The sequence below is a fragment of the Mesorhizobium sp. M0904 genome (assembly GCF_040319475.1).
Lineage (GTDB): Bacteria > Pseudomonadota > Alphaproteobacteria > Rhizobiales > Rhizobiaceae > Mesorhizobium.
This window is the reverse complement of sequence record NZ_JAMYOC010000011.1, coordinates 156,269-176,067: the sequence shown is the minus strand read 5'-3', so window position 1 is coordinate 176,067 and position 19,799 is coordinate 156,269. Positions and strand designations below refer to the sequence as shown.

At 64.3% G+C, this 19,799-nt stretch carries 17 protein-coding genes; 12 read left to right on the top strand and 5 right to left on the bottom strand.

Features of this window, described 5'->3' with window-relative positions:
- Window positions 1–22: 22 nt before the first annotated feature.
- The 6 genes from NKH80_RS14095 to NKH80_RS14070 all read left to right on the top strand — a co-directional run bounded on the left by NKH80_RS14095 (window position 23) and on the right by NKH80_RS14070 (window position 6,332).
- A complete protein-coding gene (locus tag NKH80_RS14095) occupies window positions 23–1,480 on the top strand; it encodes a hypothetical protein (protein ID WP_352992037.1) in 1,458 nt (485 codons plus the stop codon).
- A gap of 162 nt (window positions 1,481–1,642) precedes the next feature.
- Complete coding sequence (locus tag NKH80_RS14090) at window positions 1,643–2,947, top strand: ABC transporter substrate-binding protein (protein WP_352992035.1); 1,305 nt, start codon at window positions 1,643–1,645, stop codon at window positions 2,945–2,947.
- Window positions 2,948–3,054: 107 nt separating this feature from the next.
- Entirely contained in the window at window positions 3,055–3,936 is an 882-nt protein-coding gene (locus NKH80_RS14085; RefSeq protein ID WP_352751768.1) for a branched-chain amino acid ABC transporter permease, read from the top strand.
- The gene (locus NKH80_RS14080) at window positions 3,933–4,895 is read left to right on the top strand and encodes a branched-chain amino acid ABC transporter permease (RefSeq protein ID WP_352751766.1); all 963 of its coding nucleotides are present in this window, start codon (window positions 3,933–3,935) and stop codon (window positions 4,893–4,895) included. The genes NKH80_RS14085 and NKH80_RS14080 overlap by 4 nt, the downstream gene beginning before the upstream one ends.
- Complete coding sequence (locus tag NKH80_RS14075; RefSeq protein WP_352992033.1) at window positions 4,892–5,620, top strand: ABC transporter ATP-binding protein; 729 nt, start codon at window positions 4,892–4,894, stop codon at window positions 5,618–5,620. Before NKH80_RS14080 ends, NKH80_RS14075 begins: the two co-directional genes overlap by 4 nt.
- Window positions 5,613–6,332, top strand: a complete 720-nt coding sequence (locus tag NKH80_RS14070; protein WP_352686394.1) for an ABC transporter ATP-binding protein — start codon at window positions 5,613–5,615, stop codon at window positions 6,330–6,332. Before NKH80_RS14075 ends, NKH80_RS14070 begins: the two co-directional genes overlap by 8 nt.
- Here NKH80_RS14070 and NKH80_RS14065 read toward each other — a convergent pair whose 3' ends face one another.
- Together NKH80_RS14065 and pncA are read right to left on the bottom strand one after the other, a co-directional pair.
- Window positions 6,333–7,760 (bottom strand): sodium:proton antiporter, encoded by a 1,428-nt coding sequence (locus NKH80_RS14065; protein WP_352751764.1) that lies wholly within the window; start codon window positions 7,758–7,760, stop codon window positions 6,333–6,335.
- 40 nt (window positions 7,761–7,800) lie between these two features.
- The gene (pncA, locus tag NKH80_RS14060) at window positions 7,801–8,400 is read right to left on the bottom strand and encodes a bifunctional nicotinamidase/pyrazinamidase (protein ID WP_352506043.1); all 600 of its coding nucleotides are present in this window, start codon (window positions 8,398–8,400) and stop codon (window positions 7,801–7,803) included.
- A 270-nt stretch (window positions 8,401–8,670) separates the two neighbouring features.
- On the opposite strand from pncA, the gene NKH80_RS14055 reads away from it, so the two are divergent.
- The 6 genes from NKH80_RS14055 to NKH80_RS14030 are packed head-to-tail and all read left to right on the top strand — an operon-like array spanning window position 8,671 to window position 15,732.
- The gene (locus NKH80_RS14055; RefSeq protein WP_352992031.1) at window positions 8,671–9,531 is read left to right on the top strand and encodes an FAD binding domain-containing protein; all 861 of its coding nucleotides are present in this window, start codon (window positions 8,671–8,673) and stop codon (window positions 9,529–9,531) included.
- Entirely contained in the window at window positions 9,531–12,284 is a 2,754-nt protein-coding gene (locus NKH80_RS14050; RefSeq protein ID WP_352992029.1) for a molybdopterin-dependent oxidoreductase, read from the top strand. The genes NKH80_RS14055 and NKH80_RS14050 overlap by 1 nt, the downstream gene beginning before the upstream one ends.
- Window positions 12,281–13,825, top strand: coding sequence for a 6-hydroxynicotinate reductase (locus NKH80_RS14045; RefSeq protein ID WP_352992027.1), 1,545 nt, complete (start codon window positions 12,281–12,283; stop codon window positions 13,823–13,825). Before NKH80_RS14050 ends, NKH80_RS14045 begins: the two co-directional genes overlap by 4 nt.
- Window positions 13,822–14,697, top strand: a complete 876-nt coding sequence (locus tag NKH80_RS14040; RefSeq protein ID WP_352992025.1) for a UPF0280 family protein — start codon at window positions 13,822–13,824, stop codon at window positions 14,695–14,697. The genes NKH80_RS14045 and NKH80_RS14040 overlap by 4 nt, the downstream gene beginning before the upstream one ends.
- Entirely contained in the window at window positions 14,690–15,274 is a 585-nt protein-coding gene (locus NKH80_RS14035; protein WP_023676966.1) for an amino acid synthesis family protein, read from the top strand. The genes NKH80_RS14040 and NKH80_RS14035 overlap by 8 nt, the downstream gene beginning before the upstream one ends.
- On the top strand, window positions 15,271–15,732 hold the full coding sequence (locus NKH80_RS14030; RefSeq protein ID WP_352992070.1) for a MarR family winged helix-turn-helix transcriptional regulator: 462 nt from the start codon (window positions 15,271–15,273) through the stop codon (window positions 15,730–15,732). Before NKH80_RS14035 ends, NKH80_RS14030 begins: the two co-directional genes overlap by 4 nt.
- Before the next feature lie 68 nt (window positions 15,733–15,800).
- Here the strand turns inward: NKH80_RS14030 and NKH80_RS14025 are convergent, their stop codons facing one another.
- The 3 genes from NKH80_RS14025 to NKH80_RS14015 are packed head-to-tail and all read right to left on the bottom strand — an operon-like array spanning window position 15,801 to window position 19,656.
- A complete protein-coding gene (locus NKH80_RS14025) occupies window positions 15,801–16,766 on the bottom strand; it encodes a substrate-binding domain-containing protein (protein ID WP_352992023.1) in 966 nt (321 codons plus the stop codon).
- The gene (locus NKH80_RS14020) at window positions 16,763–18,076 is read right to left on the bottom strand and encodes an ABC transporter permease (RefSeq protein WP_352992021.1); all 1,314 of its coding nucleotides are present in this window, start codon (window positions 18,074–18,076) and stop codon (window positions 16,763–16,765) included. Before NKH80_RS14020 ends, NKH80_RS14025 begins: the two co-directional genes overlap by 4 nt.
- Complete coding sequence (locus tag NKH80_RS14015; protein WP_352992019.1) at window positions 18,073–19,656, bottom strand: sugar ABC transporter ATP-binding protein; 1,584 nt, start codon at window positions 19,654–19,656, stop codon at window positions 18,073–18,075. Before NKH80_RS14015 ends, NKH80_RS14020 begins: the two co-directional genes overlap by 4 nt.
- Window positions 19,657–19,799 lie beyond the last annotated feature (143 nt).

The following is a 19,799-nucleotide window of genomic DNA, read 5'->3' as shown; positions in this document are numbered from 1 at the left end:
GGTGGGGGGACTCTTGCGTAGTATGAGTTCCTTCGCGCCCCCCTCTGTCCTGTCCGGTAGGACAGAGGGGGGCGCCGTAGAGCCCCGTCGTTACAGTCTAGCTCTCGTCGTTGTTGCCTTTGCATTCTCGCCCAGGCCCGCCTTCGCCCACGCATCCGACCGCGGCCACGTCCTGCTGCTTCCCACCGGTTACTACGTCGTGGGTGGCGCGCTCGCCGTTGCCGCCAGCTTCCTGATCCTCGCTCTACTCCCGCCGGACTCCCTCGACCGCTTCTGGCGCAAACGCCTGCCGCTTTTCGCCTTCGGCGACGGCGCGCGAACTGCCGTCAGCCTGGTATCCTTTGCCGGCTTTGCAATTCTGATTGCCGCCGGCCTGTTCGGCAGCCGCGATCCGCTCTCCAATCCACTGCCGCTGACCGTATGGACATTGCTCTGGGTTGGCCTGGCTCTGTTGCAGGGGCTCGCCGGCGATCTCTGGTCGTGGTTCAACCCCTGGTACGGGCCGTGCCGTGTCGTCTCGCAGCTGTTCGGCAGATCGCAGCCGCAGTTGGTCCCCCAGTGGCTCGGCTATTGGCCGGCTTTCGTGCTGTTCTTCGCCTTCGCCTGGTTCGAGCTGATCGACCCTGCGCCCGACGATCCGGCGCGGCTGGCCTGGGCCGCCGGCGCCTATTGGCTGCTGAGCTTTGCCGCCATGCAGGTCTTCGGATACCGCGACTGGAGCCAGCGCGGCGAGTTCCTGACGGTGTTCTTTGCCATGGTAGCGCACTTCGCCATCGTCGAGCACAACGAGGACGGCCGGCTCAAACTCTGCTGGCCGGGTGCCAAGCTGCTCGGTGCCGCGCCGCTACCGCTCAGCGGCGTCGCTTTCCTGCTGCTTGCGCTGTCGTCTGTCTCCTTCGACGGCCTGTCGAAAACCTTCTTCTGGCTAGGCTGGTTCGGGATCAATCCGCTGGAGTTTCCTGGACGCACCGCTTTGATCGGCATCGGCAGTTTCGGCCTTGCGCTGAGCTTTGCCGTGCTTGCGGCGGTGTTCGCGCTCGCCCTCTTTCTTGGCCAGCACCTTGCCGGCAGCAAGCATTCGCTCGGTCACGCCGCCGGGCTTTTGGTCTGGTCGATCGTACCGATCGCGCTCGCCTACCACTTCGCGCATTATCTGACGGCGCTGCTGGTCGACGGCCAATATGCGATTGCCGCTCTTTCCGACCCGCTTGCGCTGGGCTGGAACCTGTTCGGTACCGCCGACATGTCAATTGAAGCCGGCGTTGTCGCCGGCGCCGGCTCGGCGTGGTGGCTGTGGAACCTCCAGGCCGGCGTCATCATTGCCGGCCACATGCTTGCAGTGCTTGTCGCTCATGGCTTGGCCTGGCGGCTGCATCCCGGTCCGGCTCGCGCCGCGCTCAGCCAGTTCCCGCTCACCGTGCTGATGATCGCCTATACCGTGCTCGGCCTATGGCTGCTTGCGACGCCGAGCGCCGGATGAACGAGGTGCGCGATGGCCGTCAATCGGACCTTGGGGAAAGCTCGCTTGCCACGTCAGAGCTTTGGTGATTTAGTTTGTACACATGCAATTTTCGGCCCTCTTAACAAGAGTGGCCTGCCTGCTACAGCCATTGGTCAAAGCTCAAAAACAAGGGGAACTGCCGTGACTGACAAGAATGGGTTTTTCGATCTCTCCAGATCCGCTCTCACCCGCCGCGCGGCGCTGAAGGGCCTTGCCGCCGGCGCCGGTCTTGCCGTCGCGCCGGGTTTCGTGCGTTACAGCCAGGCGCAGAGCTCGGCGCCGATCAAGATCGGCTTTCAGTCGCACCGCACCGGCATCGGCGCCGCCTACGGCCGCTGGTACGAGAAGACCACGGCCGCTGCCGTCAAGGCTATCAACGATGCTGGCGGCATCAACGGCCGGCCGGTCGAGGTGATCATCGAGGATGACGGCACCGATCCCGGCCGGGGCGCCGAAGTCGTTGGCAAGTTCGCCTCCCAGCACAAGACCGACATCGTCTACGGCACGCTGTTTTCGCATGTCGTCATCGGCTCGGCGCCGGCCGCCGGCGAGGCCAAGATGCCCTATTTCGTCGTTAGCGAAGGCCACCACGTCGCGTCGACCAAGTTGAACCGCTACGTCTTCCAGCCCGGCATCACCGATGTGAAGAGCCAGATCCAGTCGATGGCGCCGTGGATTGCCGCCAATGCCGGCAAGAAGGTGACGCAGATATTTCCCGATTTCGCGTTCGGCTACGACCATCGCGACTACCTGCCGCCGGCCCTGAAGGCGCAAGGCGCCGAGGTCATCGCCCAGATCGCCATCCCCCCGACAGAATCCTCCTTCACCAAATATTTCCCGCAGATCCCCGCGGAGACCGAGGTGATCTACCACGTCATGGTCGGCCCGGCGGTGCTCACCTTCGTCAAGGAGCTCGGCGAGTTCTACGGCTCCAATCGGCCACAATTGTTCGGCTTCATCGATTCGCTCGAAGCTACCGACATCAACAGCCCCGGCCTCGAATTCCTTGACGGCAGCCATTTCTGGGAAGGTTCGCCGCGCTACGCGCAGCCTGATGATTCCCCCGCGCAGAAGGCCTATCGCGCCGCCGTCGGCATCGACGACAATGGTGCCGCCGTCGGCGACCCCAAGGACGTCTCCACCGCCGCGCATATGTTCGGCTGCTGGGAAACGCTCTATGTCGTCAAGAAGGCGATGGAAGACGCCGGCTACAAGGGCCCGGAAGACCGCGCCAAGCTGGTCGAGGCGACCGAGGCATTGACCGAGTTCGCCGAAGGGCCCGAGCATCCGCAGGGGCCGAAAACCTTCAACGGCAAGATCCACCAGTGTTTTGGCATCCAGAACATCTCCAAGGTCGAAGGCGGCCGGCTGATTGTCGTCCACAAGACCAAGATCGAGGACGGCCTCTACGAGCCGGAAGGGGATTACACGACGCAGGCGCTGTGAGCTTGGCTGCCGCAGCAAGCGTGAGCGCCAAGACACCCTCCTCTGGCCTGCTGGCCAGGCCGGCAGGCCAGAGGGGGGTGCTTCGCGCATCCGCCGGTGCTTAGCCGATGCACTTCGGACCTCACCTGCTCCTCGCCGCCCTCGAAGGCCTCGTCACCTCCGCCGTGCTGGCGCTGACGGCGCTCGGCCTGTCGCTGGTGTTCGGCGTCATGCGCGTTGTCAATGTCGCGCATGGCGAGTTCTTCATGCTGGGCGCGGTGCTTGCCTGGGCAATCTCTACGGCGATATCCGGCCATCCTGCGCTCGGCTTCCTGGCCGCCCTGGTGCTGGCGCCATTGATCGTCGGTCTGATCGCGCTGGTCGCCGAACGGCTGGTGCTGCGCCGGCTCAACTATAATCCGGAAGCCACCATCGTCGCCACCATCGGCATGCTCTACATCATCCAGCAATTGGCGCTGACCTTCTACGGCCCGGAGGCGCGGCCGGTGGAGCCGCCGTTCAGCTATCGCATCCTCCTGCCGTGGTTCGGCTATTCCGGCTACAAGCTGTCGATCATCGCCGCGTCGGCGCTGCTGCTGGTCGCGACCTGGCTGGTGCTGACGCGCACGAAAATGGGCCTCGTCATGCGCGCCACGCAATATGACAGCGAGACGGCGCAGGCCTTCGGCATCCCGGTGACCAGAGTCTATGCCGGCGTTTTCGCGCTCGGCGCCATGCTAGCGGCTGTGGCCGCGGTGCTGATCGTGCCCATCAGCCAGGCGCATTATCTGATGGGGCAGGACCCGCTGCTGCTCTCGTTCATCGTCGTCATCATCGGCGGCCTCGGCTCGTTGCGCGGCACGGTGCTCGCCGCGGTGCTGATCGGACTGTCCGACGGCATTATCTCGGTGTTCTTCTCGCCGACGCTGGCCAAGATCATAGCCACCGTGCTTGTCGCCATGGTGCTGGTGTTCCGGCCGCAAGGCCTGTTCGGGACAGCATCGCGATGAAGGATGCTTCGCCGGCAAAGCCATATGCGCTGCATCTCGGCGTCATCGCCCTGCTTTTCGGGCTTAGTTTTGTCCTGCCGGAATATCATCACGGCCTGCTCGCCCGCATTATGGTGCTGGCGGTCTTCGCCATGGGCTACAATCTGCTGTTCGGCTATGTCGGGCTGCTAAGCCTCGGCCATGCCATGTTCTTTTCAGCCGGGCTCTATGGCGCCGGCCTTGCCGTCATCCATCTCGGCTGGAGCGTGCCGGCCGCCTTCGCAGCCGGGCTTGCCTGCGGCGCGCTGCTTGCGCTGGTGATCGGGCTGCTGGCGCTGCGCACCTCCGGCGTCGCCTTCATGATCGTCACCATGATGTTCGCTCAGGTATTTTATCTCCTCATTCTTTATTTCGCCGCCTGGACCGGCGGCGACCAGGGCTTGGTGGTGCCGCAGCCGATGCGGGTCCTTGTCCTGGGCAGCACGTCATTCGACCTCACCAACGCGACCGTGCGCTATATAAGTGCGCTGGCACTGTTCTCGATCGTGCTGCTCATAAGCCTGGCGATAGTCCGCTCCGGCTATGGCCGTGTGCTGGTCGCCATCCGCGAGAACGAGGAGCGGACCAAGATGCTTGGCTACGACACGTTCTCCAGCAAGCTTGCCGCCGTCGTCATCTCCGGCAGCATCTGTGCGGCTTCCGGCGCTGCCTATGCGCTGCTGTTCGGCTATGTCGGCTCGAGCTTCGCCTCGGTGCAGTATTCCATCCTGCCGCTGCTCTGGGTGCTGCTGGGCGGTGCCGCCACCACGCTCGGTCCGCTGATCGGCACACTGTTCATGTATTATGTCATCGACGTCGCCAGCGGCTACACCTCGGCCTATCTGCTGATCGTCGGCATAGCGCTCATCCTGCTGGTGCTGTTCTTCCCGAGAGGCATTCTCGGCAGCATCCGCCAGCGCTGGCTCGGGTGGTTGCCATGATGCCGCTGCTTACCACCAAAGGCCTGTCGCGCAGTTTCGGCGGCTTGCGCGCCGTCGACGGCGTCGACTTCGCGCTGATGCCGGGCGAGATCCGCGCCATCATCGGCCCCAACGGTGCCGGCAAGACCACCTTCGTCAGCCTGGTCAGCGGCCGCATCCAGCCCTCGTCGGGCATGATCGTCTTCGACGGCGCCGACATCACCAGCCTGCCTGCCTACGCCCGAGTTCGCCTTGGCATCGCCTACACGTTCCAGATCACCAGCGTCTTTGCCAATCTCAGCGCCTACGACAATGTTGCCCTGCCGGTGCAGCGCACGCTGACCGACGGCCGCTCGAAGGGCGCGGTTCACACCGGCGTCATGGCGGCTCTCGAGCGCACCGTCCTTGCCGACCGGGCGCAAATGCCGGCCGGGCAATTGTCCTACGGTCACCAGCGGCTGCTGGAAGTGGCAATGGGACTGGCACTGAAGCCGCGGCTGCTGATCCTCGACGAACCGACGCAAGGGCTGGCCGATAGCGAGATCGACAATTTCATCGAGCTGGTGCGCGAGATCGCCGACAGTGCCACCGTGCTTTTGATCGAGCACAACATGCCGGTGGTCATGCAACTCGCCGACCGCATCACCGTCTTCAATGCCGGCAGGATCTTGGCTGAAGGCACGCCCGAGCAGATCCGCGCCAATGCCGCGGTGCAGGACGCCTATCTGGGGACCACCCATGGCTGAGGCCCAGTCCAAGGCGTTGACCATATCCGGGCTCGATTGCTTCTATAGCGAAGTCCAGGTGCTCTATGGCTTGGATCTTGTGTTGAACGAGGGCGAGGTGCTCTGCCTGTTCGGCCGCAACGGCGCCGGCAAGACGACGACGCTGAAGGCGATCATGGGCCTGGTGCCGGCAAGCGCCGGCTCGATCCGGCTCGAAGGCCGGGAATTGACCGGTCTGCCGGCACATGAGGTGCCCAAGGCTGGCGTCGCCTACGTGCCGCAGGGCCGGCGGCTGTTCGCCGAGATGACCGTGGCGGAAAACATCGAGATCGGCCTGATGGCCCGCAACAAGGGCAAGGCGACGCGCGAGAACGTGCTCGATCTTTTCCCGTTGCTGCGCCAGCGCCTCAGGCAGCGTTCCGGCACGCTGTCCGGCGGCGAGCAGCAGATGCTGGCCATGGCCCGCGCCCTGTGTCTGGAACCGCAGGTGCTCCTGCTCGATGAACCGACCGAAGGGCTGATGCCGTCGATGATCGCCAGGATCCGTGAAACCGTGTCGAAACTGCGAGCGCTCGGCGTGTCGACAATTCTTGTCGAACAGCGCGTCGACGCCGTGCTCTCGGTCGCAGACCGCGTTTGCTTCATCGAGAACGGCCGCAACCGCGAGACGGTCGATGTCGAGGAACTGCGTGCCGATCCCTCGGCGGTCCGTCGCTATGTCGGCGTCGGCTGATCAGGCAAAAAACAGCAAGCCGGCGAGCAGGAAAGTCGGGATCAGCACGGCGCCCGACCACGCCATATAGCCAAAGAAGCTCGGCATCTTGATGCCGCGATGCCTGGCAATGGCGTAGACCATGAAATTCGGCGCGTTGCCGACATAGGTGTTTGCGCCCATGAACACCGCGCCTGCCGAGATCGCCGCCAGCGTCGAGGCGAGCTCGGTCATCAGATGCTGCGCATCGCCGCCGGCCAGTTCGAAGAACACCAGATAGGTCGGCGCATTGTCGAGGAAGGACGACAGCGCTCCGGTCAGCCAGAAATACGCGAGATTGTCGGGCGCGCCGGTCGGCGAACTGACCAGCAGCACCAACGGCGCCAGCGCGCCGTCGAGGCCGGCCCGCAATATGGCGACGACCGGAACGATGCAGATGAAGATGCTGGCGAACAGCTTCGCCACCTCGGCGATCGGCCCCCAGCTGAAGGCGTTTGCGCCGCGAAACTCCTTCGGCGAGACGACAAGCGACGTGAAGGCCAGTATCAGGATGACGGCGTCGCGCACCAGGTTCTGCAGCTCGAGGCTGACGCCCTGAAACGAGAAACTCACTCCCGGCTTCCAGGCAGCGGAAATCAGGATCGCGGCGATTACGCCGGCCAGCAGCGGGATGTTGGCCAGGCCGCGAATGCGCACCTTGCTGTCGGGCGTCGGATCCTTGATCTTCGGCGCGCCTTCCTCCCGATGATGCATGATGATGTCGATCGCCAGGAAAACCACCAGCACCACGCCGGCGACGAACAGCGTCTCGGGCAACAGGTGAACTGTCGTCCAGAAGAAATCGACGCCGCGCAGAAAGCCGACGAACAGCGGCGGATCGCCGAGCGGCGTCAGCGAGCCGCCGATGTTGGACACCAGGAAGATGAAGAAGATGACGACATGGGCGTTGAAGCGCCGGTTATCGTTGGCGCGGATGAGCGGCCGGATCAGAATCATCGAGGCGCCGGTTGTGCCGATGATCGAGGCAAGCACCGCCCCGCCCAGCAACAGCCCGGCATTGACCAGCGGCGTGCCGTGTATGTTGCCGGCAACGAAGATGCCGCCCGAAATGGTGAACAGCGCAAACAGCAGGATGATGAACGACATGTATTCGGTGAGCAGCGCATGCAGCACCGCCTGCGTGGCCGACGGAATGCCGAAGGCGATTGCCAGCGGCCCGATCACCAATGCTGCCCAGAAGGCAGCGATCTTGCCGTAATGGTGCTCCCAGGCATGATGGAACAGCAGCGGGCCGGTCGCAATGCAAAGCAACAGCCCGGCAAACGGCAACACCCACCACAGCGACATGGCGGCGCCCGGCAATTCGTGCGCTTCGGCCGCGAGAACCGCTCCCGGAGAAAGGATCGCGGCAATAAATGCAGCACTTGCCGTCAACGCCGCAAACCGCATGAAGCCCCTCAAAAGTCTGTCAGGTTCGGCTGGATGACGTTCAAATCAGTGCCACGCCGGCATCGCGCATCCGGCCCAGCATCGTCTCCATGGAGCCGTTGAGATCGATGCCGCGGCAGGCGTCGAGCCGAACCGACGTCGCAAAGCCGAGCTTGACCGCGTCGAGCGCCGAAAAGGCGACGCAGAAATCCGTCGCCAGGCCGACCAGGGTCAGCGTATCGATATTCCGCTCCCGGAGATAGCCGGCAAGGCCGGTCGGCGTCGTCCGGTCGTTCTCGAAGAATGCCGAATAGCTGTCGATCGCAGGACGGAACCCCTTGCGGATGACCAGCTCGGCCTTGCTCCAGGCCAAGCCGGAATGGAAGTCCGAACCCAAGCTGCCCTGGATGCAGTGATCAGGCCACAGCGTCTGCTCGCCATAAGGCATGTCGATCGTTTCGAACGGTCTCTTGCCGGGGTGGCTGGAGGCAAAGCTCGAATGGCCGGCAGGGTGCCAGTCCTGCGTCAGCAGGACGTGCTCGGTCCGCCGGATAAGATCATTGACCAACGGCACGATTTCGTCGCCACCGGCCACTTCCAGGGCGCCACCCGGGCAGAAATCGTTCTGCAGGTCGATAATGACAAGCGCTTCGTCGGCCATGGAGCCTCCTTATTTTCTTTGTCCTGAGCTTAGGCTCCAATAAAAACGCGACCGGACGCAGAAACTTGACCAGATGGCCGGCTGCGTCAACCTCTCGTGGCATAACAAATGCGTTCCGGGCGCACGGTGCCAACAGCCGTGCAAACTCTGGCTTTGACAATTCCTGCCGGCTTGATATCATTTGCATACGAATGAATTTCCTGCCTTGAATGCTCGGGAAGGTCTTTCGGCAGGATCCCTCTCGGGAAGCCCATTCTGGGAAGGCAAAGCGTGATCCGTTACGCAAAACCCACCACGGTCGACGACGCCCTCGCGTTGCTGGGCGAAGGGCAATGGCGCATCCTTGCCGGTGGCACGGATTTTTATCCGGCACAGGGCAGCAAGCCTTTCCGCGACAATATCCTCGACATCAATGGCCTGGCGGCATTGCGCGGCATTGCCGAAGCCGAAAACCATTGGCTCGTCGGCGCGCGCACCACCTGGACCGATCTCGTCCGCCATCCTCTGCCGGCGGCTTTCGACGCGCTGAAGCAGGCGGCGCGGGAAGTCGGCTCGGTGCAGATCCAGAACGTTGCCTCGATTGCCGGCAATCTCTGCAATGCCTCGCCGGCCGCCGACGGTGTGCCGGCGCTGCTGGTGCTCGATGCCGAAGTCGAACTGCGTTCCTCGGTTGCGACCCGGCATTTGCCCCTTGCAAAGTTCATTCTTGGCAACCGTCGCACCGCTCTGCAGTCCGGCGAAATGGTGACGGCAATCCGTATTGCCAAACCTGCGACCGCCGGCGGCTCCGCCTTCGTGAAACTCGGCGCGCGGCGTTATCTCGTCATCTCCATCGCCATGGCTGCCGCACGCCTGGCCGTCGAAGATGGTATTGTCAGGAAAGCGGCCGTCGCCGTCGGTTCCTGCTCGGTTGTCGCCAGGCGCCTGGCGAGTGTCGAGGCGGCGCTACGCGGCCGGCCCGTCGGCCACGCGCTGGCCACTGCGATCCAATCCGCGCCAATGGACGAGCTGTCGCCGATCGGCGACGTGCGCGGCAGCGCCGAATATCGGCTGGATGCGGCGCGCGAGATAGTCGTCCGTGCTGTGCTTGGTGCTGTGGGCGCAATCCCCGGCGAAAGGGCGGCGGCCTGATGGGCATGGAGCGCGCCGACATCGCCTTCGAGGTCAACGGCGCCGCCGTCAGCGTTTGCGTGCCGCCGGTGCGGCGGCTGTCCGCGGTGTTGCGCGACGAGCTGCGGCTGACCGGCACCAAGGTCGGCTGTGATGCCGGCGATTGCGGCGCCTGCACGGTGCTGGTCGACGGCGAGCCGGTCTGCGCCTGCCTGATGCCCGCGGCTTCCGCCTCCGGCACCGTCGTGACGACCGTCGAAGGTCTCGGCAACGGCAGGCTGTCGGCACTGCAGGCCTCGTTTCTCAGCCATGGCGCAGCACAGTGCGGCGCCTGCACGCCCGGCCTGCTGGTCGCCGCAACGGCACTCCTGGACAGGACGCCTTGCCCGAGCGAGGCCGAAACGCAGGATGCGCTCGGCGGTGTACTCTGCCGCTGCACCGGCTATCGCAAGATCGTCGCGGCGGTGATGGATGCTTGGCGCCACGCCGGCGGTCTCGATCAGCGCATGCCATCCTCTGGCCACGCCGTCGGCTCCTGCCCGATCCGCCTCGATGGCGTGCCGAAAGTCACTGGCGGCGAAAAATTCGGCGGCGATTCCTTCCCCGCCGACGCGCTGTGGGTGCTGGTGGTCCGCTCACCGCACTATCATGCCGCCTTCAGCTTCGGCGATCTCGGCAGCTGGGTGAAATCCCGTCCCGGCATTGCCGGCGTCTTCACCGCCGCCGACATTCCGGGAAAGAATTGTTTCGGCGTCATCGCGCCCTTCGCCGACCAGCCGGCGCTGGCCGAAGGGGTTTCGCGCTTTCGCGGCGAGGCGGTGGCGCTGGTTGCCGGCGAACGCGAGGCTATCCTCGATCTCGACCTAGCCGATTTCCCTGTCAGTTGGACCGAGTTGCGGCATTTTCTGGAAACTGGCGAAGCGCAGGCCGGCGGCACGCCACTGGTCCATGAAAACCGGCCCTCGAACCTGCTCACCTCCGGCTTTGTCGAGCGTGGCGACCCCGAAGCCGCGCTTGCCGGTGCGGCTTTCGTCGTTTCTGGCGCCATCGACACCTCCTATGTCGAGCACGCCTATATCGAACCGGAAGCCGGCTATGCCTTCATGGACGGCGACACGCTGGTCGTCGTCGCCTGCACGCAGGCGCCCTATATGGACCGTGACGACACGGCAAAAGTGCTCGGCCTTACCCCGGAAAAGGTGCGCATCGTGCCGACCGCGACCGGCGGCGGCTTCGGCTCGAAGCTCGACGTCTCGCTGCAACCGCTCATCGGCCTCGTCGCCATGAAAACCGGCCGACCGGCGGCGCTCGCCTACAGCCGCACCGAATCGATGATCTCGACCACCAAGCGCCATCCGGCCCTGATGAGAGCGAGCATCGGCGCCGATGCCGACGGCCGTGTCACCGGCATGGTCTTCGCCTGCGATTTCAACACCGGCGCCTATGCCAGCTGGGGGCCGACGGTCGCCAACCGCGTGCCGGTGCACGCCTCCGGCCCCTATGCTACGCCGAACTATCGCGCCGAAGGCCGTGCCATCCACACCAATGGCCCGATTGCCGGCGCCTTTCGCGGTTTTGGCGTGCCGCAGGCGACGATCATGCAGGAGACCCTCTATGACGAGCTGGCCGACAAGCTCGGCATGGATCGGCTCGACTTTCGCCTGAAGAACTGCCTTCGGAACGGATCCGAAACAGTTACTGGGCAGCGGCTCGAGTCGGGCGTCGGCATCGCCGACTGCCTGGAGGCCCTCCGTTCACATTGGCAACGTGCCGTTCGCGATGCCGAAGCGTTCAATGCCGGTAGCAGCATCAAAAAACGCGGCGTCGGCATCGCTTCTTGCTGGTACGGCTGCGGCAACACCTCGCTGCCCAATCCGTCGACCATCAAGGTCGGCATCTCGATATCGGGCGAAGTCGTCCTGCATCAGGGGGCGGTCGATATCGGGCAAGGCTCCAACACCGTCATCGCGCAGATCTGCGCCGACGCGTTGGGTCTGCCATTGGAGAAGTTGCGGCTGAAAGGCGCCGATACGGCGATCACCCCCGACGCCGGCAAGACCTCGGCCTCGCGCCAGACTTTCGTCACCGGCAAGGCCGCCGAAAGGGCCGGCCGCGCCTTGCGCGAGGAGATCTTGCGTTTTGCCAATGTCTCGCAAAAGGCGGCGATTGCGCTGGACGGCACAAGCCTGAGCGTTAGGGAAGGCGAAGCGACGCGCCGCATCGATCTTTCCTCGCTGAAGGCAGACGTCGAAGGTTTTGTCTTCCGGGCCGAGGAAAGCTACGACCCGCCGACACAGCCGCTCGATGCAAAAGGTCAGGGCAAGCCTTACGCCGTCTATGGCTATGGCGCGCAGATCGCCGAACTGGAGGTCGACCTCAGGCTCGGCACCGTGAAGCTGATAAAAATCACCGCCGCCCACGATGTCGGCAAGGCCATCAATCCCTTGCTTGCCGAGGGCCAGATTGAGGGTGGCATCGCCCAGGGCATCGGCATGGCGCTGATGGAAGAATATATCCCCGGCCGCACCGAAAACCTGCACGACTATCTGATCCCGACGATCGGCGACGTGCCACCGATCGAGACCATCCTGATAGAAGTTCCGGATCCGGAAGGACCCTTCGGCGCCAAGGGTTTGGGCGAGCATGTGCTGATCCCGACGGCGCCGGCGATCCTCAACGCCATCCGCCACGCCACCGGTGTGCTGGTCACCAAAATTCCGGCGACGCCGACCCGCATCCGCGCCGCCATCCGCGACAAGGAGGCGCGCCGATGAGCGAGCTTGCCGAACGCTTCGAGACGCATGATCCCGGCGAGAAGCTGGTGGCCGAGAAGATCCGCTGCGATGCCTGTCCGGTCATGTGCTACATCGCCGATGGCCGCACCGGCGCCTGCGATCGCTACGGCAATGTTGGCGGCAGGATCGTGCGGATGGATCCACTGACCATCCTCGACCACGCGGCCGAGACCGGCGCCGCAATCGTACCCTTTGCCGAAGAAGGCGAGGCATGGGACGGCGAACTGGTCAACACCGGCCGCCGCTTCGTCACCGCCATCGGCGCCGGCACCACCTATCCCGATTACAAGCCGGCGCCCTTCATCGTCAGCCAGGAGGTCGAGGGCGTCGATCTGGTCACCGTCGTCACCGAGGGCATCTTCTCCTATTGCGGCGTCAAGGTGAAGATCGACACAGACCGTCATATCGGCCCCGAAACGGCTACGGTCCGTGCCCAAGGCGAGGCGATCGGCCATGTCACCACCGGCGAATACGGCTCGCAGATGCTGTCGCTGGGCGGCGTACATCATTTGACCGGCGGCTCGAAGGCTGAAGGGCGCGCCACCTGTGACGCCATGCTCGCCCTGTGCAACCGCAAACCGGTCGAGCTCGTCATCGACGGCGGCGCCACCGTCATCGTCGAAGCCGGCAAGCCGCCGGTCATCGACGGCAAGCTCGAGCAGCGCATGCGTGTCGGCTGTGGTTCGGCCACCATCGGCATGTTCGCCACCCAGTGGCGTGGCCTTGTCGACGAGGTGGTGGTCGTCGACGACCATATTACCGGCGTGGTCTCCGAGCATCAGGCCGGCAAGGTGCTTGGCTGGCAGGACACCGGCATCAAGATCATCGGCCGCCGTTCGACGCCGGGCCGTTATTTCAAGGTGTCGGAGCCCGGCCTCGGCTGGGGCGGCACCAGTATTTCCGACCCGCTGTCGATCCTTGGTGAATGGAACGCCAAAAAGGGTGCGCGCCCCGGCATGTCGCTGCTGATGGTCTCGACCACCGGTGAGCAATTCGCCTATTACGAGCTCGACGACGAATTGAAGCCTGTGCAGAAACCGTTCCCGGAGCGGCTGCGGAAGTCGGTCGAACTGATCGAGGACAATTGCGAGCCGGCGCTCTGCACCGTGCTTTTCGTCGGCGGCGCCGGCGGCTCGCTGCGCGCCGGCGTCACCGAGAACCCGGTCAATCTGACCCGCTCGGTGCAGGGCCTCAAGACCTATGTGACGGTCGGCGGCGCGCCGGTCTATGTCTGGCCGGGCGGCGGCATCACGCTGATGGTCGACGTCACCCGCGTGCCGGAAGGCGCCTTCGGCTATGTGCCGACGCCGGCGCTGGTGGCGCCGATCGAGTTCACCATGCGCCGCGACGATTATGTCAGACTTGGCGGCTACGAAGCCGAAATCCGCAGCGTCGACGATATCCTGGCCAAGGGCGGCGAATATCTCAATCCGCGCCGCGGCACGGCCGCACCCCGTGACAATCCCTGGCCGCCGCTGGCGCAGTTGCGTCGCGCGGCCGCAAACGGGGCCGGGCGATGAACGGCCCGCAGGCGCATTGGCTCGAGGACGGCCGGAGGCTTCACCTCAATCATGGGCCGATCGACCTGATCGTCGAGGCATTCGGCGAGGCGAGTGAATGCAGCGCCGCATATCGCCAGGCAGTGGCGCGCTTCCAGACAATCCTGCCCGAACTGGTCGAAGAGTTGCCCGAACTGCGGCGCCCGGCCGCCTCGCGGCCACGTGCTTTCGCTGGCCCGACGGCGCGCCGCATGGAAGCGGCGGTCGTTCCGCTAGCGAAACAATTCATCACGCCGATGGCGGCCGTCGCCGGCTCGGTAGCCGACGAAGTGCTTGGCGCGCTGCTTGCCGGCCGCCGGCTCGAGCGCGCCTATGTCAACAATGGCGGCGACAGCGCGATCTATCTCGGCCACGGGCAGTCGATGACGCTTGCCATTGCCGGGACAGGTCATGGGTTGGCAGATCGCCTCACGATCCGCGCCGAAAACGGGATCCGCGGCGTCGCGACCAGCGGCTGGCGCGGCCGCTCCTTTTCGCTCGGCATCGCCGACGCGGTCACGGTGCTGGCGCGGACGGGTGCTGAAGCCGATGCCGCCGCGACCTTGATCGCCAACGCCGTCGACCTGCCCGGTCATCCAGCCGTTAGGCGCGTACGGGCGCGCGATCTCGCGCCTGACAGCGATCTCGGCGACCGTTTGGTGACGCAGGGCGTGGGGCCGCTTTCCGCCGCTGAAATCGCTATTGCACTGGAAGGTGGATTTGCCGTTGCCGAGGAGTTTCGGCGGCGCGGCCTGATTGCCGCCGCGGCGCTTTTCCTTGGCGGTCAGGCGCGCATCGCAGGTCCGATGGCGCTCGCCGATAAAGCTTTAGAGAGGGAAATTGCTCATGCCTGAGTTTCCGATCCGCAAGATCGCCGTGCTGACCGAAGAGATTTTTCACGAGGGCGGGCCGGTGGCGAAGGTGCCGCGGCGCCGCGCGGCGGCCATGGCCGTGGTCAAGAACCCGTTCGCCGGCCGTTACGTCGAGGAACTGCAGAGCGCCATGGAGGATTTGAAGCCGCTCGGGCTGCTGCTCTCCGACAGGCTTATTGCCGCATTGGGCGGCGACGTGAAACAGATCGACGGTTACGGCAAGGGCGCCATCGTCGGCATGGCGGGCGAGCTGGAGCATGGCGCGCTGTGGCATGTGCCGGGCGGCTATGCCATGCGCGAACGGCTCGGCGACGCCAAGGCGATCGTGCCCTCGGCAAAGAAGGTCGGCGGCTTCGGCGCGCGGCTCGATGTGCCGCTCGGCCACATCAACGCCGCCTATGTGCGCAGCCATTTCGATGCCATGGAAATCGGCATCAGCGATGGCCCCCGTCCCGACGAGATCCTGTTTTGCCTCGCCATGACCTGCGGCCCGCGCGTGCACGACCGCATGGGCGGGCTGGCGGCCAAGGACATTAAGGCATGGGACGGGCTGCGGTGAGCGTCGAAGACAATCTGCTCAAGCTGGTCGAGGCCGAGGAGCCTGACGAAAACGACTATCGCTTGCAGGAGCAGGTCGGCTTCATCCTGCGCAAGGCGCATCAGCGCCATGTCTCGATCTTCGCCGCACACATCGCCGATCTGACGCCGCCGCAATTTGCCGCTTTGGCCAAATTGCGCGATGTCGGCGAGACCTCGCAGAACCAGCTTGGCAGCCTGATCGCCATGGATGCGGCGACCGTGAAGGGCGTCATCGACCGGCTGAAAGCGCGTGGCTTTGTCGAACTTAGCAAACACGAAGTCGACAAACGGCGCCTGCTGGTCAATCTGACGGCCGAGGGGCGCGACGCGATCGAGCGGCTGATTCCGCTTGCCCGCGAGATCACGCAGGAAACGCTGGCGCCGCTTTCCGCCAAGGAGGCGGCCATTTTCATGAAGCTGCTGGCCAAGCTGGCTTAATCTGCTGCCTGCCGGCGTTTGATTGTTGTTCCTGCCGGGCGCTGAACGCCCGGCAGGAAAGCCTCGTCTCAGAGGCCGTTGTCCTTCAGGATTTGCGCAGCATTTTCCTTGGTGATCTTCTGCGTCGGCAGGGTGATGGTCTTTTCCACCTTCTCCCCGTTCAGGAACTTGATCGCCTGCCGCAGCCCTTCGGCGCCCGGCGTCACATAAGTGAACGTCGCCGTCAGCTCGCCATTGGCGACCAGCTGCACGCCTTCATTGGGCAGGCCGTCGATGCCGATGAACTTGATGTCCTTCTCACGTCCGACGTCCTTGGCGGCAAGATAGGCACCATAGGCCATCGGATCATTATGGCCGTAGACAAGATCGATCTTCTCGTTGTTGCGCAACGCGGTCGCCATGATGTTGTAGGCCTGGTCCTGCTTCCAGTCGCCCGACTGCTGGTCGAGCAGGTATTTTATGCCCGGCTCCTTGTCGGTGAATTCATGGAAGCCGTCATGGCGATCGTGTGCCGGCTGGGTGCCCATGCCGCCCCAGATCTCGACGACGTTGCCGGCGGCCTTGCCCTTGCCGCCAAGCAACTCGACGGCATATTCACCGGCAGCCCGGCCGATCAGCTTGTTGTCGCCACCGACGAACTGCGTGTAGTCATTGGTTTCGACGTTGCGGTCGAGCACGAAGACCGGAATCTTGGCATCGATCGCCTGCTGCACGACACCGGTCAGGCCGGCGGATTCTTTCGGCGATACCAAGAGCGCATCGACCTCCTGACGGATCAGGTTCTCGACGTCGGCCACCTGCTTCTCGGTCTTGTCCTCGCCGTCGGTGATGATCAGTTCGACTTCCGGATGCTTGGCCGCTTCGGCCAGGATGTCCTTGTTGAACTGAGCCCGCCAGGGTTCGATGGTCGTCACCTGCGAGAAGCCGATCTTCCACTTCTTGTCCTGCGCATGGGCGCCGCTGGCAAGCATGGCGGTCGTGGTCAGGAGTGCCGCTGTCAGCCCGGCGAGCTTCAACAATTCACGTCGTTTCATTTCTTGTTTCCTCCAATATTCAGAGACGCGGTCTCTTGCGACGGCCGCTTTGCCGCGGCCGTTTCCTTGTGCGCTTGCCCACCGGGCAGCCGCAGATAGAAGAGAAGATCACCGGCATTGCGCTCCTGTACGAGCACGGTACCGATGATGATCATCCCCTTCAGCACCAGCTGAAGGTTCGAATTGATGTTGTGCAGCTGCAGGATGTTGGAGAGCAGCCCGAAGATCAGCACGCCGCAGAACGTCCCGGTGAGGCTGCCGCGTCCGCCCATCAGGCTGGTGCCGCCGATGACCACGGCGGCAATCGCGTCGAGCTCCAGCCCGGCGCCGGCGTCCGGCTTGCCTTGCCGGTACTGCGCGACATAGAGCACCGCCGCGATGCCGGCCAGCAGCCCTGACACGGCATAGGTGGCAATCTTCACGCGGCCTGCGGCGATGCCCGACAGCCGCGCCGCCTCCTCATTGCCGCCGATTGCATAGACATAGCGGCCGAACGGGGTGAAGCGCAGCACGGCGCCGTAGATCAGGATGGCGCCGAGGAAGAACAGGCCCGGCATCGGGATCACGCCGAATACCAGCGAGCGCAGCATTTCAAAATCGGCCGTGGCGTTCGAGCCGGTATAGACCGGCAGCACCGCATTGTTCTGGCCGGCTGTCAGCCGGGCGATGCCGAGCGCAGTAACCATCATCGCCAGCGTCACGATGAAGGGCTGCAGCCGCCCCGTGACGATGATGAAGCCGTTGAGCGCGCCGAACAGCAGGCCGACGCAAGGCGCCACCAGCAGCACGCCGAGCACGCCGAATTTTGAGCCTACCTGCGGCAACAGGAACCACAGCACCAGACTGCACAGGATCACCCCGACAATGCCGGGCGTCACCAGCCCGCGAACGCTGTCCAGCCTGATGTCGTGCGTCGCCTGCGCGCCGGCACGGGATTTTTCGATGTTCAGCAGGATGAAACGAGTGACGAGAATGCCGAGGCAAAGGGCTGCCACGGCAACTGTCGGCACCCCAAGCACCACCGCCGGCGTCACGCCGGGAACCGTCAGCAGCATGGCACAGACCACCGTACAGATCGCCATCAGCGAGCCGACGGAAAGGTCGATACCGCCGGTAATGATCACGGCCGTCATGCCGGTGGCGATCAGGCCGGTGGTCGACACCTGGCGCAGCACATCGAGCAGGTTGCCGTAGGACAGGAAGATGTTGTTGCCCTTGGAGCTGATCGGCGAGCCGAGCACGCCGATCAGGAAGATGGCGATCAGGCCCCAATAGAGCTTCGTCCGGGACAGGATATGCAAAATGCTCATGCGGCAGGCCTCGTAATCGTCCGTCGCGGCGCCGCAAGCCGCATGATGGCCTCCTCGCTGGCTCGCGCGCGGGACAGGATTCCCGTCTGGCGGCCGTCGGCCATGACCAGGATACGGTCGGAAAGATGCAGCAGCTCCGGCAATTCCGAGCTGATGACGGCGATCGCCAGCCCGTCTCGCGCCAGCTTGATGATGAGATCGTAGATTTCCCGCTTGGCGCCGACATCGATGCCGCGCGTCGGCTCGTCGAGCAGCAGCACCCGCGGCCTCGTCGCCAGCCATTTGCCGATGACGACCTTCTGCTGGTTGCCGCCGGACAGCGTGCCGGCCGGCTGCTCGACGGTCTCGCAGCGAATGCCGAGCGCCTTGACGGCGTCCCGTGCCAGCCCTTGCTCACCGGCCAGCGAGCGCAGGCCGAACCGCGCCAGCGCACCGACCAACGGCAGCGCGACATTGTCGGTGATCGAGGCCTCGAGATGCAGGCCTTGCGTCTTGCGGTCTTCCGTGACAAGGGCGATGCCGAGCCGGCGCGCATCGCGCGGCGAACGGATTTCTACCACCTCGCCATCGAGCCTGATCTCACCGCCGGCACGTCCGCCGCTGGACCCGAAGATGGTTTCCAGGATTTCGGTCCGGCCCGAGCCCAGCAGCCCGCCGATACCCAGGATTTCACCTGCGGCAAGATCGAAACTGACGCCGTCGAGCACGGTGCGCCAGCCATGGCGATTCGGCTTCGACAGCGACAGCTCGCTTACGGAAAGGACGGTGTTGACACCGGGGATGCGGTGCTCCTGGGAGGAAGCCAGCAGGTTTCGCCCGACCATCGCCGAAATTATGGCGTCTTCGTCGAGCTTGTCCATCGCCCGCGTCAGGACGTGGCGTCCATCGCGGAACACGGTGACCCGGCTGGCCAGATGCATGACTTCGTCGATGCGGTGCGAAATGTAGACGATCGCCACGCCGCTGTCGGCGAGCTGGCGGATGATGCGGAACAGCCGCTGGCATTCGGCTGGCGAAAGCGCCGAGGTCGGCTCGTCCATGATCAGAATGCGCGCCGACATCGACAGCGCCTTGGCGATCTCGACCAGTTGTTGTTCGCCGACGCGCAAGGCACCGACGCGCGCATCCGGATCGAGCTCGATGCCGAGCCTTTGCAGCAGCGCGCCGGCAGCGCGGCTGCTCGCCTTGCGGTCGACGATCAGCCCGGCGATCAGCTTCTCGCGGCCGAGAAAGATATTGTCGGCGACGCTGAGTTCGGGAACGAGATTCAGCTCCTGGTGGATGATGGCGATGCCGGCGCGCTCGGCTTCGCGGACGCCGGCAAAGCGCACCGCATCGCCATCGATACTGACCGTTCCGTTATAGTCCGTATAGACGCCGGACAGGATCTTCATCAGCGTCGACTTGCCGGCGCCGTTCTCGCCCATCAGCGCATGGACCTCGCCGCGCCGCAGTTCGAAATCGACATCGACAAGCGCGGCGATGCCACCGAAGGACTTGGAGATGTGCTCGGCGCTCAACACGATAGCCGAGCCGTCCGCCACAACGCCTTGCGCAGGGATGGAATTGCCGTGCTGCATGACAAGGACGGCCTCCCTCCGTCGCCACCGAACACCTCAAACGCTAATCTAAACGTTTCGATCATGTCAAGGCAATATCTGGAGTCTGAGATTGTTCCATTTCAATTCTTGCGCAAAATCGTAAGATTCCGTACGTATTGCTG

Excerpts from the sequence above, each read along its gene's own strand:
- NKH80_RS14095 (WP_352992037.1), top strand. The coding sequence starts at position 23 with ATGAGTTCCTTCGCGCCCCCCTCTGTCCTGTCCGGTAGGACAGAGGGG.
- NKH80_RS14085 (WP_352751768.1), top strand. The coding sequence starts at position 3,055 with ATGCACTTCGGACCTCACCTGCTCCTCGCCGCCCTCGAAGGCCTCGTC.
- NKH80_RS14080 (WP_352751766.1), top strand. The coding sequence starts at position 3,933 with ATGAAGGATGCTTCGCCGGCAAAGCCATATGCGCTGCATCTCGGCGTC.
- NKH80_RS14075 (WP_352992033.1), top strand. The coding sequence starts at position 4,892 with ATGATGCCGCTGCTTACCACCAAAGGCCTGTCGCGCAGTTTCGGCGGC.
- NKH80_RS14070 (WP_352686394.1), top strand. The coding sequence starts at position 5,613 with ATGGCTGAGGCCCAGTCCAAGGCGTTGACCATATCCGGGCTCGATTGC.
- NKH80_RS14065 (WP_352751764.1), bottom strand. The coding sequence starts at position 7,760 with ATGCGGTTTGCGGCGTTGACGGCAAGTGCTGCATTTATTGCCGCGATC.
- pncA (WP_352506043.1), bottom strand. The coding sequence starts at position 8,400 with ATGGCCGACGAAGCGCTTGTCATTATCGACCTGCAGAACGATTTCTGC.
- NKH80_RS14050 (WP_352992029.1), top strand. The coding sequence starts at position 9,531 with ATGGGCATGGAGCGCGCCGACATCGCCTTCGAGGTCAACGGCGCCGCC.
- NKH80_RS14045 (WP_352992027.1), top strand. The coding sequence starts at position 12,281 with ATGAGCGAGCTTGCCGAACGCTTCGAGACGCATGATCCCGGCGAGAAG.
- NKH80_RS14040 (WP_352992025.1), top strand. The coding sequence starts at position 13,822 with ATGAACGGCCCGCAGGCGCATTGGCTCGAGGACGGCCGGAGGCTTCAC.
- NKH80_RS14035 (WP_023676966.1), top strand. The coding sequence starts at position 14,690 with ATGCCTGAGTTTCCGATCCGCAAGATCGCCGTGCTGACCGAAGAGATT.
- NKH80_RS14025 (WP_352992023.1), bottom strand. The coding sequence starts at position 16,766 with ATGAAACGACGTGAATTGTTGAAGCTCGCCGGGCTGACAGCGGCACTC.
- NKH80_RS14020 (WP_352992021.1), bottom strand. The coding sequence starts at position 18,076 with ATGAGCATTTTGCATATCCTGTCCCGGACGAAGCTCTATTGGGGCCTG.
- NKH80_RS14015 (WP_352992019.1), bottom strand. The coding sequence starts at position 19,656 with ATGCAGCACGGCAATTCCATCCCTGCGCAAGGCGTTGTGGCGGACGGC.